This is a genomic window from Pseudomonas sp. Z4-7 (genome assembly GCF_051131965.1).
In the GTDB taxonomy this organism is placed as follows: Bacteria; Pseudomonadota; Gammaproteobacteria; order Pseudomonadales; family Pseudomonadaceae; genus Aquipseudomonas.
Genome location: NZ_CP071642.1, coordinates 1,914,023 through 1,928,088, shown reverse-complemented (window position 1 = coordinate 1,928,088; position 14,066 = coordinate 1,914,023). Strand labels below are relative to the sequence as shown.

At 63.1% G+C, this 14,066-nt stretch carries 11 protein-coding genes and 2 pseudogenes; 8 read left to right on the top strand and 5 right to left on the bottom strand.

Annotated features, from left to right (window positions below):
* Nucleotides 1–84: 84 nt before the first annotated feature.
* A complete protein-coding gene (locus tag J3P91_RS08630; protein ID WP_434569246.1) occupies nucleotides 85–567 on the bottom strand; it encodes a sigma-70 family RNA polymerase sigma factor in 483 nt (160 codons plus the stop codon).
* A 424-nt stretch (nucleotides 568–991) separates the two neighbouring features.
* Between J3P91_RS08630 and J3P91_RS08625 the strand changes: the two genes are divergently transcribed.
* The 3 genes from J3P91_RS08625 to J3P91_RS08615 are packed head-to-tail and all read left to right on the top strand — an operon-like array spanning nucleotide 992 to nucleotide 5,519.
* Nucleotides 992–2,140 carry an efflux RND transporter periplasmic adaptor subunit gene (locus J3P91_RS08625; protein WP_434603427.1) on the top strand — a complete coding sequence of 383 codons (1,149 nt, stop codon included), beginning with the start codon at nucleotides 992–994 and terminating at the stop codon, nucleotides 2,138–2,140.
* Nucleotides 2,141–4,111 (top strand): MacB family efflux pump subunit, encoded by a 1,971-nt coding sequence (locus J3P91_RS08620; RefSeq protein ID WP_434603425.1) that lies wholly within the window; start codon nucleotides 2,141–2,143, stop codon nucleotides 4,109–4,111.
* A gap of 10 nt (nucleotides 4,112–4,121) precedes the next feature.
* Nucleotides 4,122–5,519, top strand: coding sequence for an efflux transporter outer membrane subunit (locus J3P91_RS08615; protein WP_434603423.1), 1,398 nt, complete (start codon nucleotides 4,122–4,124; stop codon nucleotides 5,517–5,519).
* Between the two features lie 45 nt (nucleotides 5,520–5,564).
* On the opposite strand, the gene J3P91_RS08610 is transcribed toward J3P91_RS08615, so the two are convergent.
* The 3 genes from J3P91_RS08610 to J3P91_RS08600 are packed head-to-tail and all read right to left on the bottom strand — an operon-like array spanning nucleotide 5,565 to nucleotide 6,914.
* Entirely contained in the window at nucleotides 5,565–5,900 is a 336-nt protein-coding gene (locus tag J3P91_RS08610; RefSeq protein ID WP_434603421.1) for a hypothetical protein, read from the bottom strand.
* Nucleotides 5,897–6,526 carry a nucleotidyl transferase AbiEii/AbiGii toxin family protein gene (locus J3P91_RS08605; RefSeq protein ID WP_434603419.1) on the bottom strand — a complete coding sequence of 210 codons (630 nt, stop codon included), beginning with the start codon at nucleotides 6,524–6,526 and terminating at the stop codon, nucleotides 5,897–5,899. Before J3P91_RS08605 ends, J3P91_RS08610 begins: the two co-directional genes overlap by 4 nt.
* Nucleotides 6,507–6,914: a DUF6088 family protein gene (locus J3P91_RS08600; protein ID WP_434569251.1), complete on the bottom strand. Its 408-nt coding sequence runs from the start codon at nucleotides 6,912–6,914 to the stop codon at nucleotides 6,507–6,509. Before J3P91_RS08600 ends, J3P91_RS08605 begins: the two co-directional genes overlap by 20 nt.
* A 522-nt stretch (nucleotides 6,915–7,436) precedes the next feature.
* Between J3P91_RS08600 and J3P91_RS08595 the strand changes: the two are divergent.
* Both J3P91_RS08595 and J3P91_RS08590 read left to right on the top strand, forming a co-directional pair.
* Nucleotides 7,437–7,643, top strand: a pseudogene (locus J3P91_RS08595) (DUF6124 family protein); the annotation flags it as partial.
* A gap of 555 nt (nucleotides 7,644–8,198) precedes the next feature.
* Nucleotides 8,199–8,405, top strand: a pseudogene (locus J3P91_RS08590) (DUF6124 family protein); the annotation flags it as partial.
* A 73-nt stretch (nucleotides 8,406–8,478) separates the two neighbouring features.
* On the opposite strand, the gene pvdP reads toward J3P91_RS08590, so the two are convergent.
* The gene (gene pvdP / locus J3P91_RS08585; protein ID WP_434603417.1) at nucleotides 8,479–10,095 is read right to left on the bottom strand and encodes a pyoverdine maturation tyrosinase PvdP; all 1,617 of its coding nucleotides are present in this window, start codon (nucleotides 10,093–10,095) and stop codon (nucleotides 8,479–8,481) included.
* Between the two features lie 330 nt (nucleotides 10,096–10,425).
* Here pvdP and pvdM point away from each other — a divergent pair, with 330 nt between their 5' ends.
* From pvdM to J3P91_RS08570, 3 genes are read left to right on the top strand one after another with little or no spacing between them, the layout of a single operon-like run.
* A complete protein-coding gene (pvdM, locus tag J3P91_RS08580) occupies nucleotides 10,426–11,796 on the top strand; it encodes a pyoverdine-tailoring dipeptidase-like protein PvdM (RefSeq protein WP_434603414.1) in 1,371 nt (456 codons plus the stop codon).
* Nucleotides 11,793–13,073 (top strand): pyoverdine-tailoring periplasmic protein PvdN, encoded by a 1,281-nt coding sequence (gene pvdN / locus J3P91_RS08575; RefSeq protein ID WP_434603412.1) that lies wholly within the window; start codon nucleotides 11,793–11,795, stop codon nucleotides 13,071–13,073. The genes pvdM and pvdN overlap by 4 nt, the downstream gene beginning before the upstream one ends.
* Before the next feature lie 20 nt (nucleotides 13,074–13,093).
* Nucleotides 13,094–13,969, top strand: a complete 876-nt coding sequence (locus J3P91_RS08570; RefSeq protein WP_434603410.1) for a formylglycine-generating enzyme family protein — start codon at nucleotides 13,094–13,096, stop codon at nucleotides 13,967–13,969.
* Nucleotides 13,970–14,066 lie beyond the last annotated feature (97 nt).

Here is a 14,066-nt window from a genome sequence, read left to right as displayed (position 1 = left end):
GGCCCGCACTAGGCCGTCAGTCGTCTGTTGAGAGGAACGAGGACAATGAAGGAAAATTTACCACCGAGAATCAGCGAGGGTGAATCAGGACGCGTCCCACTGCCGTACGCGAATACGACAATGCTTCATGGCATTGACGATGTGTTTCTCCACCAGCGCCCTGGAAATACCCAGGCGCCCGGCGATCTGCGAGTGAGACAGCCCTTCGAGTTTGCGCAGCAGGAAACTCTCGCGGCACAGCGGCGGCAACTCGGCCAGGGCCCGTTGCAGCATGTCCAGGCGCTGGCCGTGGTCCAGGCTGGTATGGGGCGATGGGGTGAAGAACCGTTCTTCGCTGTCGAGCACATCGAGGGATTCGACCTGGCGCAGGGTGTTGCGCCGATGCCCGTCGATCACCAGGTTCAGCGCGGTGCGATAAAGGAACGCCCGGGGCTGCTCGATGGGGGTTTCGCTGGCGCGCTCCAGGACCCGCACGTAGGCGTCATGCACCACATCTTCGGCCGCCTGGCGGTTGCCTAGCCTGGCGTTGAGGAAACACACCAGTTCGCGATAGTAGTTTTCCAACATGACTCCCGTGCGCAGCGACTGCGACAGCTATCCCTGTGCCACTCGGCATGCCTGAAAAAGGCATGGCAGGATAGTGGCAGGCTCAATCGCGTAATTTATAGTAATTCTCATATAGATTTAAAGCGTTGGTTTGTATCAAGGCCGAATCGTTCATCTGATTGGGCGTCTGAAACCGCTTCTGTGGCGAGGGAGCTTGCTCCCGCTGGGGCGCGAAGCGGCCCCAAACCTGAGTGCACAATTTTTATCCGGTTGCCTGCCTTGGGCCTGCTGCGCAGACCAGCGGGAGCAAGCTCCCTCGCCACGGGGTCAACTGTTACCCAGTATTTCCCCCGCTAAATTCCCGCCGGTAACGCTCGTTTACCAGAACAGCCCCCCGTCCCTGCTGCTCTTGCGACGGACCCGATATCACCGGCCGGAACCCTGCATGAAACGTCCCCGCCTCACCCGCCCCGCCTGGCTCCTGACTTTTGCCCTGCTACCGGCCGTGGCCTTCGCCGCGTGGCAAGCGGTTACGCCGGACCACGGCCCCGTCGCCACCGCGGCCGTCACCCGTGGCGATATCGAAAACAGCGTCACCGCCCTCGGCACCTTGCAACCGCGGCGTTATGTAGACGTCGGCGCCCAGGCCTCCGGGCAGATCCAGAAGATCCATGTCGAGGCCGGCGACGAGGTTCGCGAAGGCCAGTTGCTGGTGGAAATCGACCCGTCCACGCAGAAAGCCCGGCTCGACGCCGGACGTTTTTCCATCGAAAACCTCAAGGCCCAACTCCAGGAACAACGCGCCCAGCACGACCTGGCGCAACAGAAATTCCGCCGTCAACAACAGCTCAAGGCCGGCGGAGCTACTCGCGAAGAGGATGTGCAGACGGCGCAGGCCGAGGTGCGGGCGACCCAGGCGCGCATCGACATGTTCCAGGCGCAGATCCGCCAGGCCCAGGCCAATCTGCGCAGCGACGAGGCCGAATTGGGCTATACCCGGATCTATGCGCCGATGAACGGCACCGTGGTTGCCGTCGGCGCCCGGGAAGGCCAGACCCTCAACGCCCAGCAGCAAACTCCGCTGATCCTGCGCATCGCCCGGCTGTCACCGATGACGGTCTGGGCCGAAGTCTCGGAAGCCGACATCGGCCACGTCAAGCCGGGCATGACCGCCTACTTCACCACCCTGGCCGGCGGCAACCGGCGCTGGAGCAGCACCGTGCGACAGATCCTGCCGGTGCCGCCGCGTCCGCTGGAAGCCAGCCAGGGCGGCAGCCCCTCCGGTGGCCGCAGCGGCAGCGAACGGGTGGTGCTGTACACCGTTCTGCTGGACGTGGACAACGCCGACCGCGCCCTGATGACAGACATGACCGCCCAGGTATTTTTCGTCGCTGCCCAGGCCAAGGACGTGTTGACCGTGCCCATCGCCGCGTTGCAGGACGCAAGCCAGGTGCGGGTGCTGGCCGACAATGGCGACATCCAGCCAAGGACCGTTCGCACCGGCGTCAGCGACCGCTTGCGCACGCAGATCCTCGACGGCCTGAGCGAAGGCGATCGCGTGCTGATCGGCCCGGCCAGCGGCAGCGGAGGCTGAATGAGTACGCCCCTGATCGAACTGCGGGACATTCGCAAGGCCTACGGCGGTGGCGACAGCCCACGGGTGGAAGTGCTGCGGGGTATCGACCTGTCGATTCACGCCGGGGAGTTCCTGGCGATCGTCGGGGCGTCCGGCTCCGGCAAATCGACGCTGATGAACATCCTCGGCTGCCTCGACCGTCCCACCAGCGGCGAGTACCGCTTTGCCGGTGAGAACGTCGCCCGACTGGGCAGCGACGAACTGGCCTGGCTGCGCCGGGAGGCGTTCGGGTTCGTGTTCCAGGGCTACCACCTGATCCCGTCCGGCACGGCCCAGGAAAACGTCGAGATGCCGGCCATCTATGCCGGCACCTCGGCCGCCGAGCGTCATGCCCGGGCCAGCGCCCTGCTCGAACGCCTGGGCCTGGCGAGCCGCACCGGCAATCGTCCCCACCAGCTGTCCGGCGGGCAGCAACAGCGAGTGTCGATTGCCCGGGCCTTGATGAACGGCGGCCACATCATCCTCGCCGACGAACCCACCGGCGCCCTCGACAGCCAGAGCGGCATCGAAGTCATGGCGCTGCTCGACGAACTGGCGAGCCAGGGCCACGTGGTGGTCCTGATCACCCACGACCGCGAAGTGGCGGCCCGGGCCAAACGCATCATCGAAATCCGCGATGGGCTGATCATCAGCGACAGCGCCACCACCACAGCCATCGCACCACAAGCCAACCCCAAGGCGTTGCAGGCGGTGGATCTGCGCCGGCGCCTGAGCGCCGGCAGCGAGCACAACGGCGCCTGGAAAGGCGAACTGGTGGACGCCGTCCAGGCCGCTTGGCGAGTCATGTGGATCAACCGTTTTCGCACCGCCCTGACCTTGCTCGGCATCGTCATCGGCGTGGCCTCGGTGGTGGTGATGCTGGCGGTGGGCGAAGGCAGCAAGCGCCAGGTCATGGCCCAGATGGGCGCCTTCGGCTCTAACATCATCTACCTAAACGGCACCGCGCCCAACCCGCGCGCCGCCAAGGGCATCATCAGCGAACAGGACATCGCCGCCCTCGCCGCCCTGCCCGAAGTGCAACGCATCATGCCGGTCAACGGCAACAACGCCAACGTGCGTTTCGGCAACCTCGACCACACCAGCTACGTGGGCGGCAACGACACCCATTTCCCGACCATCTTCAACTGGCCGGTGGCCCAGGGCAGCTACTTCAGTGACGCTGATGAACGCAGCGCGGCGGCCGTGGCGGTGATCGGCCACAAGGTCCGGCAGAAGCTGCTCAAGGACGTCGCCGATCCCATCGGCCGCTACATCCTGATCGAAAACGTGCCGTTTCAGGTGGTCGGTGTACTCGCCGAAAAAGGCGCCAGCTCGGGGGATTCGGACGCCGACAATCGCATCGCCGTGCCCTACTCCGCCGCCAGCGTGCGCCTGTTCGGCAGCCGTCATCCTGAATACGTGGTAATCGCCGCTCGCGACGCGGCCAAGGTCAAGGAGGCCGAGCAGGCCGTTTCCCGTACCTTGCTGCGACTGCACAACGGCAAGCAGGACTTCGAGCTGACCAACAACGCCGCGATGATCCAGGCCGAGGCCCGCACCCAGGGCACGCTGTCGTTGATGCTCGGGGCCATTGCGGCAATCTCGCTGCTGGTGGGCGGCATCGGCGTGATGAACATCATGCTCATGACGGTGCGCGAGCGGACCCGGGAAATCGGCATCCGCATGGCCACCGGTGCCCGCCAGCGCGACATTCTGCGCCAGTTCCTGACCGAAGCGGTGATGCTCTCGGTGGTCGGTGGATTGGCCGGCATCGGCCTGGCCCTGCTGGTGGGCGGCGCGTTGCTGCTGGGCAAAATCGCCGTGGCGTTCGAATGGCTGGCGGTGTTTGGCGCCTTCGGTTGTGCGCTGGTCACCGGCGTCGTCTTCGGTTTCATGCCGGCCCGCAAGGCCGCTCGCCTCGACCCGGTCGCGGCCCTTACCAGTGAATGAACCCTTCTCTATGAAAGCGCACCTGACTCTCCTGGCCGCCAGCCTGCTGCTGGCGGCCTGCGGCACACCTTTGTCGACACCCGACAGCGGCATCGAGCCGCCGCAGGCCTGGCAAACCGTCGATACGCCCAATGCGCGTGTCGATAACCAACAATGGTGGAAGCAGTTTGGCAGCCCGCAACTTGATCGTTTGATCGAACAGGCGCGCCTGGGCAGCTTCGACCTTGCGGCCGCCATGGCCCGGGTTCGCCAGGCCCAGGCCAGCGCGGTGATCGCTGGCGCACCGTTGCTGCCGGAAATCAGCGCCGGGCTCAACGGCAATCGCCAGGAGCTGCTGCGGGGCAAGGGCTACAGCCAGTTGGATGTGGATCGGAACAACCGCACCATCGACTACTACGATGCCCACCTCAGCGCCAGTTATGAGGTGGATTTCTGGGGCGGCAAGCGGGCGGCGCGGGACAGTGCGCTGAGCGCGTTGTCGGCCAGCCGGTTCGACCGGGCGACCGTGGAGCTGACCCTGCTCAGCGCTGTCGCCAACAGCTACACCCAGGCCTTGTCGCTGCGCGAACAGCAGCGCATCGCCGAACTGAACCTGGCCAATGCGCAAAACGTGCTCGACCTGGTGCAGACCCGCTACGACGCCGGCAGCGCCACGGCGCTGGAACTGTCCCAGCAAAAAAGCCTGGTGGCGACGCAGCGGCGCCGATTGCCCCAGGTGCAACAACAGGCGCGCGAGGCGTTGATCACCCTCGCGGCATTGCTGGGCCAGCCGGTGCAATCGCTCAAGCTCGACGATGAAACCTTCAACGCCTTGCACTGGCCCGCCATCGACGCGGGCGTACCCAGCGACCTGCTGCGCCGTCGCCCCGACATCGCCGCCGCCGAAGCACGCCTCGCCGCCGCCCAGGCCGACATCAGCGTGGCCCGCGCCGCCCTGCTACCCTCGGTCACCCTGGGCCTGAGCCTGGCCACCGGCGCCGACATTGCCGACCAGTTGCTGCGCAACAACGTCTACAACCTCAGCGCCGGCCTGGCCGCGCCGATCTTCAACAACGGTCGCCTGCGGGCCGAACGGGACAGGGCCACCGCGCGCCAGGAAGAACTGCTGGAAACCTACCGCGCCGCGATCATCAACGGTTTCGCCGACGTCGAAAAAGCCCTGAACGGCATCCAGGGCCTGGACCAGCAGCGACAATGGCAGAGCGAAGAACTGCACCAGGCGCAAACCGCTTTCGACATCGCCCAAAGCCGCTACCAGGCCGGCGCCGAAGACTTGCTCACCGTACTCGAAACCCAACGCACGCTGTACGCCGCCCAGGACATGAACGTGCAATTGCGCCTGGCACGAGTGCAGGCGAGCGTGGCGTTGTACAAGGCGCTGGGTGGGGGTTGGCGGGTGATGTTGTAAAGCCAAGTGAGATCGAGAACCGCGGCCAGCTATCCTGTCAGGAATTCACAGAGTCCGGATTAACGCCTCGGCGTGCTCACGAAATACAGCAAAAGCCTCATCGAAGCTTGGGCGGACGGAGCCAAAAATCAGCGGTATCAGCCTAGCGTCATACTGGCCACGAATCACCGCGTCCGAGTTTATTTGATTCAAGGCGCCCTGCATAACCTTCCCAGGGTCGGCGGCGAACGGAGGGAACTGCCGACCAAATTCAGCAGCATCGAACTCGACCAGCTTTTTGAAACCGTGGGCGGCTCGTTCGCTGACAGCAGGATCGCCAACGCTTATGCAATAGACATCATAGATATGACGTACCAATGTATCGTCCCATGGCTGAATCATGGCCCCGCCTTGGTGTTGAGCATAACGTCGAAGAAATGAAATGACTTTTTCGCGAGTGTTTCTTCAACCGCCACGCACGGAATGGTTCCCAGGTGTCCAGGCCTTGCGGCGAGTCTTTCCACCAGGTGTTCCAACGGTCGCCGAGTCACTTCAAATTGGGGAGTTCGTGCGGTCAGTTCGAGGCTCAGATAAGGCCGCAAACTGGCATCATGAGGATATCGGGGAGCATATTGCCAACGACTGGAGAAATATCGGTTTTCATTGCGGGCGATACGCGCGTCCATGGTTTCTTCGAAGCCAAGCTTAGCGAGGACCTGGCAGACCTCAGCCTTCAGTTGGCTGAGGTGTCGCTTTTGAGCCGAAGCACTGAACGTGTTCGACTCATCCCATACGATCTTCAAGTCAACGTCTTCTGACATGCGCTCGATCAATCGATAAGCCTTGGACAGGCTCGTCCCACCACAAAACACCAGTCGAATGCCTGGGAACTGCATTTCCATCAGGCGCTGCAAGGCATCTGTTACGTGGATGTCTTTTTCCAGGATGCTGGCAGTAAGAAAACCGACGTCAACCTCAGCCAGTACCGCGTCAATTAATTCGACCTGCTCAGGCGTGATGGTTTTCATAGACTACGTAACGCCCACCAAAACCGAGCTTGCGATTGATACGGCGTAAGCCTGTGTCAAAAACAATGCCGGCGGGTAGCTGCAAACTGTCGCTGGCATTGTATTCACGCAATGCGCGCCCTGCCGTGATCTTCACGCCAAGCTTTTGCAGAGCCAGGGGCGCAAGAACTTCAAGCGGACGTATCGGGATCGGCTTGCCGGTGAGGATACTGGTTTTAGCTTTTGCAAAGACACCAATGCCAAGTCTGACCAATACACCGCTAGCGACCAGATGACGCAATGCTCGAGATACTTGCGCGGGGCTGCCGAACTTGGAAAATTCAGAGCGCAGAAACACGTCATCCTTTCGCAAGGCGATTGATCTCCTGATACGCTCCTCGATAACCATGCCTCACCTCAAACAACACCTAGGTACAAAAACGACATAACTGTATGCTTTCTATAGGTTTTTTAATACGAACCGTGCTCATACTTGCTCAGTATAGATCAGCATCAGGAGTACAGGCCAATTCATTCGGCTTTGGTTCTGTTTATCCGGCCATGTAAGCCGTCCGAGCGAGGCTACGTTGCCTTGCGTCATTGCCTACAACTACGCCAGAATCCGCCGGCTTGTGCGCCTGCCACTCTGTCGATAACTTGTACCTCGTCACTGCCCATCAGTGATCGGGTCTGCAAGCCCGGCGAAATACCAGGCGCATTGCCACAAGCCAATCGACATATCCGTGTCGCTCAATGGCGGCTGTGTGCGGGAGACCTTCGGGTCTGCCGGGTTCCTGGTTTCCCGGTCTTGCAGACCCGCGCATAGCTGCCACCCATCATCTGCAAGTGATGTTCTGGCAGCGCCTTGTTCATAATCAGGAGCTGCACAATGTTCAAAGCCACCCCCAATCCCCCCGAAGAATCCCCCAGCCCGTTATTCACCGTCGCACCAGAAGCCGACATCGAATGCCTGCTCGCCAACCTCAGCGAAACCCTCGCCTCGGCGAATGCGATGGCCAGCGACCTTGCCTTCGCCCTGGAAGGCTCGCGACGGCATTTGGCGTTGGGGATCCAGCAGATGATCGAGCTCGGCGAGCTCCTGGCAAACCGCGCCCTGGACATTGCCGCGCCGCGCTAGCACCTCAAGCCAAGTGAAACCCGTGGCGAGGGAGCTTGCTCCCGCTCGGTTGCGCAGCGACCGCAAGATTTTGGGGCCGCTACGCCCGAAGCGTCGGACCGGCCCAGCGGGAGCAAGCTCCCTCGCCACGGGGGATTCGTCTCCTCACAAATTGTGTTCGGCTTTGGTTCTGTTTATCCGGCCATGTAAGACGTCCGAGCGAGGCTACGTTGCCTTGCGTCATTGCCTACAACTACGCCAGAATCCGCCGACTTGTGCGCTTGGCTCGTGGCTTTTACTGTTTCCGGGTCGCTGATTTCAGTGATCGGGTTTGGTAGCCCGCGAGTCAACTAGGCGCAAGCGCCACCTTCTGCAGATGCTGTCTTGGCATCTGTTTCATGGTGGCCGTGCGCAGGGCGTCTTCGGGCGCGCCGGGTTCCTAGTGCTCCGGTCTACCAACCCGCGTACGGCCGCCCCCCAATCGTTTGGTAGCGATGGTGTCGGCTCCTGAAAATGCATACTAGGAGTTACATCATGTTCAAGCACACCCCCAATCCCCCCGAAGAATCCCCCAGCCCGTTATTCACCGTCGCACCAGACGCCGACATCGAATGCCTGCTCGCCAACCTCAGCGAAACCCTCGCCTCGGCGAATGCGATGACCAGCGACCTTGCCTTCGCCCTGGAAGGCTCGCGACGGCATTTGGCGTTGGGGATCCAGCAGATGATCGAGCTCGGCGAGCTCCTGGCAAACCGCGCCTTGGACATTGCCGCGCCGCGCTAGCCACCTCAAGCCAAGTGAAACCCGTGGCGAGGGAGCTTGCTCCCTCGCCACAAGGTGTCGCGCAAAGGAAAAGTCAAACCGGCTTGGACTTCAGATTACGCGCGTACCACGGCCGTTGCGGCACGCGGCGCAACAGTCTGGAGAGTTTGTCGTCATCGCTGCCAAAGGTGATGCGCAGCGCCAGTTTCATGGTTTCCGGGTCCATTTCCACCGAGCGGCCGACCTGCAGCCCCGGCGTGGTGCTGCAACCATGGGTGTCCGGGCCCAGCCAGGGGTCGGCGATTTCCACCCAGCGGCCCGGGGCGAACCAGGGCACGCCGTTGACTTGCAGCCGGCTGACTTCGCCCGGATGGAAACGCTCGTGGGCGCGGAACCAGTCTTCGAGGCGATCGTCGATCCAGCCGTGGAAGGCCCAGAACACCGGGCTCACGTGAGACGAAAACGGATCGCCCAGGAAATCGTTCTCCGGTTCGAACCAGCGCTGGGCGAAGTCCGCCTGATCACGGGCGAACGGCACCGGATGGCCGTTGGACGGATCACGCGGCACCGAGGCCCAGCGCATGTGCAGCCAGTCGTGCAGGCCCAGTTCCACCTCGGAACCGAACTGGCCCAAGGTCAGCTTCGACAGGTAGCGCGGGTCGCGATAGCGCGACTCCCAGACCTGGAAATTGCTGTGGTAGGTCTCGGCGGTCTTGATGTCGCTGACCCATTGAGCGTACTGCTCGTCGCCACGGGCCAGCCAGGTCGGCGGCAGTGCCGTGCCGTCGACGTTATCGAAATAGCGGGCAAAGCCCAGGCGATCGCGTTCCAGCTCCGGTTGCGGCAAGGGGAAACGCGGCCACGACGGTAACGGCTGGAACGAACGCGCCGTGCCGAGCATGTGCCGATGCATGAAAAAGAAATCCATCCCCGAGCCGTTGCGATCTTTGCGCGGCCCACGGGCGTCACGCTCGTTGTCCCGTGGACCGGGCTGCCAGCCAAGGCCGCGCAGGGCATTGCGCTTGTCTTCGTCGAGGGTGTGCCATTTGTCCCGCGAGGCGTGCCAGAGCTGGTGAAACAGGCGGTGCTCGGGCGACACCAGCCAGGCCAAGAGCTTCGGGCTCAGCGGTATGCGCTCCCTGGCTTCGGGAAAGCGCAGCTTGACGGCGATGAACTGGCTGTCGAGTTCCGGCTCGGCCAGCAGGCGGTCCAGGCGCAACACCCGGCCACTGAGGGTGGCGGTGCCGGCATTGCCGAAACCGGCCCAGACTTCGTCCAGGGTCATGATGAACTCGTAGTCCGGCGCGTCATGTTCGCTGCCGATCAGTCGCCAACTCAACTGCTTCGGGTCGCTGCCGGCCAGGTCGCCCAAGACCCGATAACGCGGTTCGCCCCCGGCACGCAGGCGTTCGGCGGTGTCCAGGCAGCCCACCAGGCCACGGCCCTTGTGGGCGATGTCGAGAAACACTTGCAGGCCGTCGCCGGGCAAACCGTCGAGACCGGCATCGCGACCGGTGAAACGGATCGTCCAGATACCCCGCAGCGTGTTGGCCCGGCGCTGGCCCGCCACATCCGCCACATCGAACGACGCCTCGCCGGGAGTAATGGTGGGGTCCGGCCGGGTCAGTTCACGGTGCCCGTAATACACCGCAGGCACGGCGGCACCGGTCAGCGCCAGGCCTGCCATGAACCATCGTCGAGAAATCGTCATTGCCTTACCTGTGTTCGCCCTCGGACGGGCTTTATCCAAGCTAGGACGATGGCTGGGCGGACAAATTTATAGCGAGCTGCGAGGGCCTCATCGCGAGCAAGCTCGCTCCCACAATGGGTCTGGGTACATTCGCAGAAGATAGGTTGGTTTCACGGCCGCCTTCGCGAGCAGGCTCGCTCCCACAGGTGGATTGCATTTCAATGTGGGAGCGAGCTTGCTCGCGAAGAGGCCCTCGAGGGCGCCTAAATTTCCCCGCTGACCACTCGTTCCCCCCAGATAGCAAAGGCCCCCGCGCCTGTCCTTCCAAGGCGAACCAGACTGAGATCGGCAATGACCACACCACGTTCGAAAAAGACTCTTTTCACCGGCGTATCCCTGGCCCTGGCGCTGGTCGTCGGTGGCGGGCTCGCGGCCTGGGACCATTGGTGGCGGGACAATCCCGGCTACCCGGTCAAGGTGATGAAAGAAGCCCGGGAGCTGCACGAGCGCCTGTTGTCCTTCGACAGTCACATCACCGTGCCGCTGGATTTTGGCACCGCCGGCAATGAAGCGGACAAGGACGGCAACGGCCAGTTCGACCTGGTGAAAGCCAATCGCGGTCACCTCTCCGGCGCCGCGCTGACCATATTCGGCTGGCCCGAACTGTGGAACGGCCCCAACGCGCCGCACAAGCCCACCGCCGGCTTCGTCGAGGAAGCGCGCAACCAGCAGGAAGTGCGCTACAAGATCATCACCGGCATGGTCCGGGGTTTCCCCAACCAGGTCGCCATCGCCTACACCCCGGATGATTTTCGCCGCCTGCACGGCGAAGGCAAGTTCGCGATTTTCATCAGCATGCTCAATGCCTATCCCCTCGGCCACGACCTGAGCCTGCTGGACCTATGGACGGCGCGGGGCATGCGCATGTTCGGCTTCAGCTACATCGGCAACAACGACTGGGCCGATTCTTCGCGACCGCTGCCGTTCTTCAACGATTCGCCCGACGCCCTTGGCGGCCTCTCGGACATTGGCAAGCAAGCGGTGAAACGCCTGAATGACCTGGGCGTGATCATTGACGTATCGCAAATGTCGACCCTGGCCCTGGAGCAAGTCGCACAACTGAGCCGCACCCCATTGGTGGCTTCTCACTCGGCGCCACGGGCCATGGTGGACATCCCGCGCAACCTCAGCGACAAGGAAATGCAGCTGATCAAGGCCAGCGGCGGCGTGGTGCAGATTGTCGGTTTCTCCCAGTACCTGCGGCCGCTGACGCAAAAGACCCAGGACAAACTCAACGACCTGCGCGAGCGCTTCGACCTGCCGCCGCTGCCCAACCTGGCGATGGCGCTGATGCCCGGCGATCCGATCATCGCCGCGTGGCCGGAACAGCGATTCGGCGAATACGCCGGCCAGCTCTACGCCATTCTCGAAGAGGAACCCAAGGCCAGCCTCAAGGACCTGGGCGATGCCATCGACTACGCCGTGCGCAAGATCGGTATCGACCACGTCGGCATCAGCTCGGACTTCAACGAAGGCGGCGGCGTAAAGGGCTGGGAAGATGTCGGCGACATCCGCAACGTGACCGCCGAACTGCTGACGCGCGGCTACTCCGAAGCCGACATCGCCAAACTCTGGGGCGGCAACTTCCTGCGCGTCTGGGACCAGGTGCAGAAAGCCGCCCAGCCAGCGATTGCCGCGACGCAGAAGGCGGCCCAGCGATGAACGAACGCCGTACCTTTCTCAAGCAAGCCGGGATCCTGACGGCCGGCCTGCCGTTTGCCGCCAGCCTGCCGTCCATCTCCGCTGCAGATCCATTGTCGCCGCTGCCCCGGGACAAATGGGCGCAACTGCGCTCGTTGTTCAACCAGGACCCCGACTACCTGCATTTCTCCAATTTCCTCATCACCACTCACCCGCGTCCGGTGCGCGAGGCCATCGAACGCCACCGCGCCGCCCTCGATAAAAACCCGGGGTTGTTGATGGACTGGGACCTGGGCGTCACCGAAGAGCGCGAGGAAAACGTGCGGACCTGGGCCGGGCGCTACCTGCAAGCGACACCGAAACAGATCGCCCTGACCGGCAGCACCACCGAAGGCCTGGCGATGATTTATGGCGGCGTCCATATACGGCCCGAACAGGAAATCCTCACCACCGCCCATGAACACTATGCCACCCACACCATCCTCGACTTGCGCAAGCAACGGGACGGCACCCGGGTGCGCAAGATCAAGCTGTTCGAAAACGCCCGCGACGCCAGCGAGGCGCAAATCCTCGCGGCCATCGACCGCAACATCCGCCCCGAGACCCGCGTACTGGGCATGACCTGGGTGCACTCGGGCAGCGGCGTGAAGCTGCCGATCGGCAAGATCGGCGCCCTGGTGGACAAGCACAACCAGGGCCGCGGCGATGAGCAGCGGATCGTGTATGTGGTGGACGGCGTGCACGGTTTCGGTGTCGAAGACCTGGATTTCCCGCAGATGAATTGCGACTTCTTCATCGCCGGCACCCACAAATGGATGTTCGGCCCCCGGGGCACCGGCGTGGTGTGCAGCCGCAGCGAAGAAGTCAGGTACGTCACGCCGATCATCCCGACCTTCTCCGAGGCGACGGCGTTTTCGACCACCATGAGCCCGGGCGGCTACCACGCCTTTGAGCATCGCTGGGCAGCGGACGAGGCCTTCAAGCTGCATCTGCAACTGGGCAAGGCCGAGGTGAAGGCGCGCATTCACGCGCTGAACAGCTACCTGAAGAAACAACTGCTGGCGCTGCCGCAGATCGAGCTGGTCACGCCACCGAGCCCGGAGCTGTCGGCCGGCTTCACCTTCTTCCGGGTCAAGAATCGCAAAAGCGATGAGATCGCTGCCTACCTGATCCAAAACCGCGTCATCGCCGACGCCGTGCACCGCGATGCCGGGCCGGTGATCCGCACCGCGCCGGGGCTGCTCAACACCGAAGTGGAAATCGACCGCTTCATGGCGCTGTTGAGCAAAACACTCTGATGACTGATCGAGAGCAATCGATGAACCGATTTTTATTGAAGACGCTTCCGGCATTGGCCCTCACCGCCCTGTTGCCCTCCCATGCCCAGGCCTCGCAACCGGGCCAGGTATTTCGCGACTGCAAGGACTGCCCGGAGATGGTCGTGCTGCCCACCGGCACCTTCCAGATGGGCACGCCGGACAACGAGGTCGGCCGCGAGCCCGACGAAGGCCCGATGCACCCGGTGACGTTCGACAAGCCGGTGGCAATCAGCCGCTTCCAGGTGCTCAAAGGCGAGTGGTTCGCCTACCTGCGCGACAGCGGCTACGTGATGCCTGACGGCGACAAGCGCCCCGGCCGCGCGTGCCAGGCCGGCATCCCGGATTACCAGGGCAGCGATCCGCGCAAGCAATACACCGACCGGCACCCAGCGGTGTGCATGGATTTCGCCGAGGCCAGCGCCTACGTGGCGTGGCTGTCGAAAAAAACCGGCAAGCCGTATCGGTTGGTCAGCGAGTCCCTGCGCGAATACGCAGCGCGCGGCGGCAGCGATGGCCCGTTTCCCTTCCCGTTCGATGAAGGCAAGGACTACAGCATCGCCCAGCACGCCAATACCTACGGCGCCGCCGATGGCTACAACTTCACCGCGCCGGCCGGCAGCTTCGCGCCCAATGCCTTCGGCGTATACGACATGCACGGCAACGTCTACGAATGGACCGCCGATTGCTTCAACGAAAACTACCTCAATGCTCCAGGCGGCGGCAGCGCCGCACTGACGGGCAACTGCAAAGTGCGGCGCATCCGTGGCAACGATTGGGGCGAAGCACCGGTGTTCTCCCGTTCGGGCAACCGCAACGCGGTGTTCTCCGATGCCCGCGGCGATTGGCTGGGGTTCCGGGTCGCCCGGGAGATGTAGCTCAACCTGCCGGACACGCTTTTGTGGCGAGGGAGCTTGCTCCCGCTGGGCCGGTCCGACGCTTCGGGCGCAGCGGCCCCGAGATTTTGCGGTCGCT

What these genes read in the sequence shown, in the direction of transcription:
- J3P91_RS08630 (WP_434569246.1), bottom strand. Translation starts at nt 567, where the DNA reads ATGTTGGAAAACTACTATCGCGAACTGGTGTGTTTCCTCAACGCCAGG.
- J3P91_RS08625 (WP_434603427.1), top strand. Translation starts at nt 992, where the DNA reads ATGAAACGTCCCCGCCTCACCCGCCCCGCCTGGCTCCTGACTTTTGCC.
- J3P91_RS08620 (WP_434603425.1), top strand. Translation starts at nt 2,141, where the DNA reads ATGAGTACGCCCCTGATCGAACTGCGGGACATTCGCAAGGCCTACGGC.
- J3P91_RS08615 (WP_434603423.1), top strand. Translation starts at nt 4,122, where the DNA reads ATGAAAGCGCACCTGACTCTCCTGGCCGCCAGCCTGCTGCTGGCGGCC.
- J3P91_RS08610 (WP_434603421.1), bottom strand. Translation starts at nt 5,900, where the DNA reads ATGATTCAGCCATGGGACGATACATTGGTACGTCATATCTATGATGTC.
- J3P91_RS08605 (WP_434603419.1), bottom strand. Translation starts at nt 6,526, where the DNA reads ATGAAAACCATCACGCCTGAGCAGGTCGAATTAATTGACGCGGTACTG.
- J3P91_RS08600 (WP_434569251.1), bottom strand. Translation starts at nt 6,914, where the DNA reads ATGGTTATCGAGGAGCGTATCAGGAGATCAATCGCCTTGCGAAAGGAT.
- pvdP (WP_434603417.1), bottom strand. Translation starts at nt 10,095, where the DNA reads ATGACGATTTCTCGACGATGGTTCATGGCAGGCCTGGCGCTGACCGGT.
- pvdM (WP_434603414.1), top strand. Translation starts at nt 10,426, where the DNA reads ATGACCACACCACGTTCGAAAAAGACTCTTTTCACCGGCGTATCCCTG.
- pvdN (WP_434603412.1), top strand. Translation starts at nt 11,793, where the DNA reads ATGAACGAACGCCGTACCTTTCTCAAGCAAGCCGGGATCCTGACGGCC.
- J3P91_RS08570 (WP_434603410.1), top strand. Translation starts at nt 13,094, where the DNA reads ATGAACCGATTTTTATTGAAGACGCTTCCGGCATTGGCCCTCACCGCC.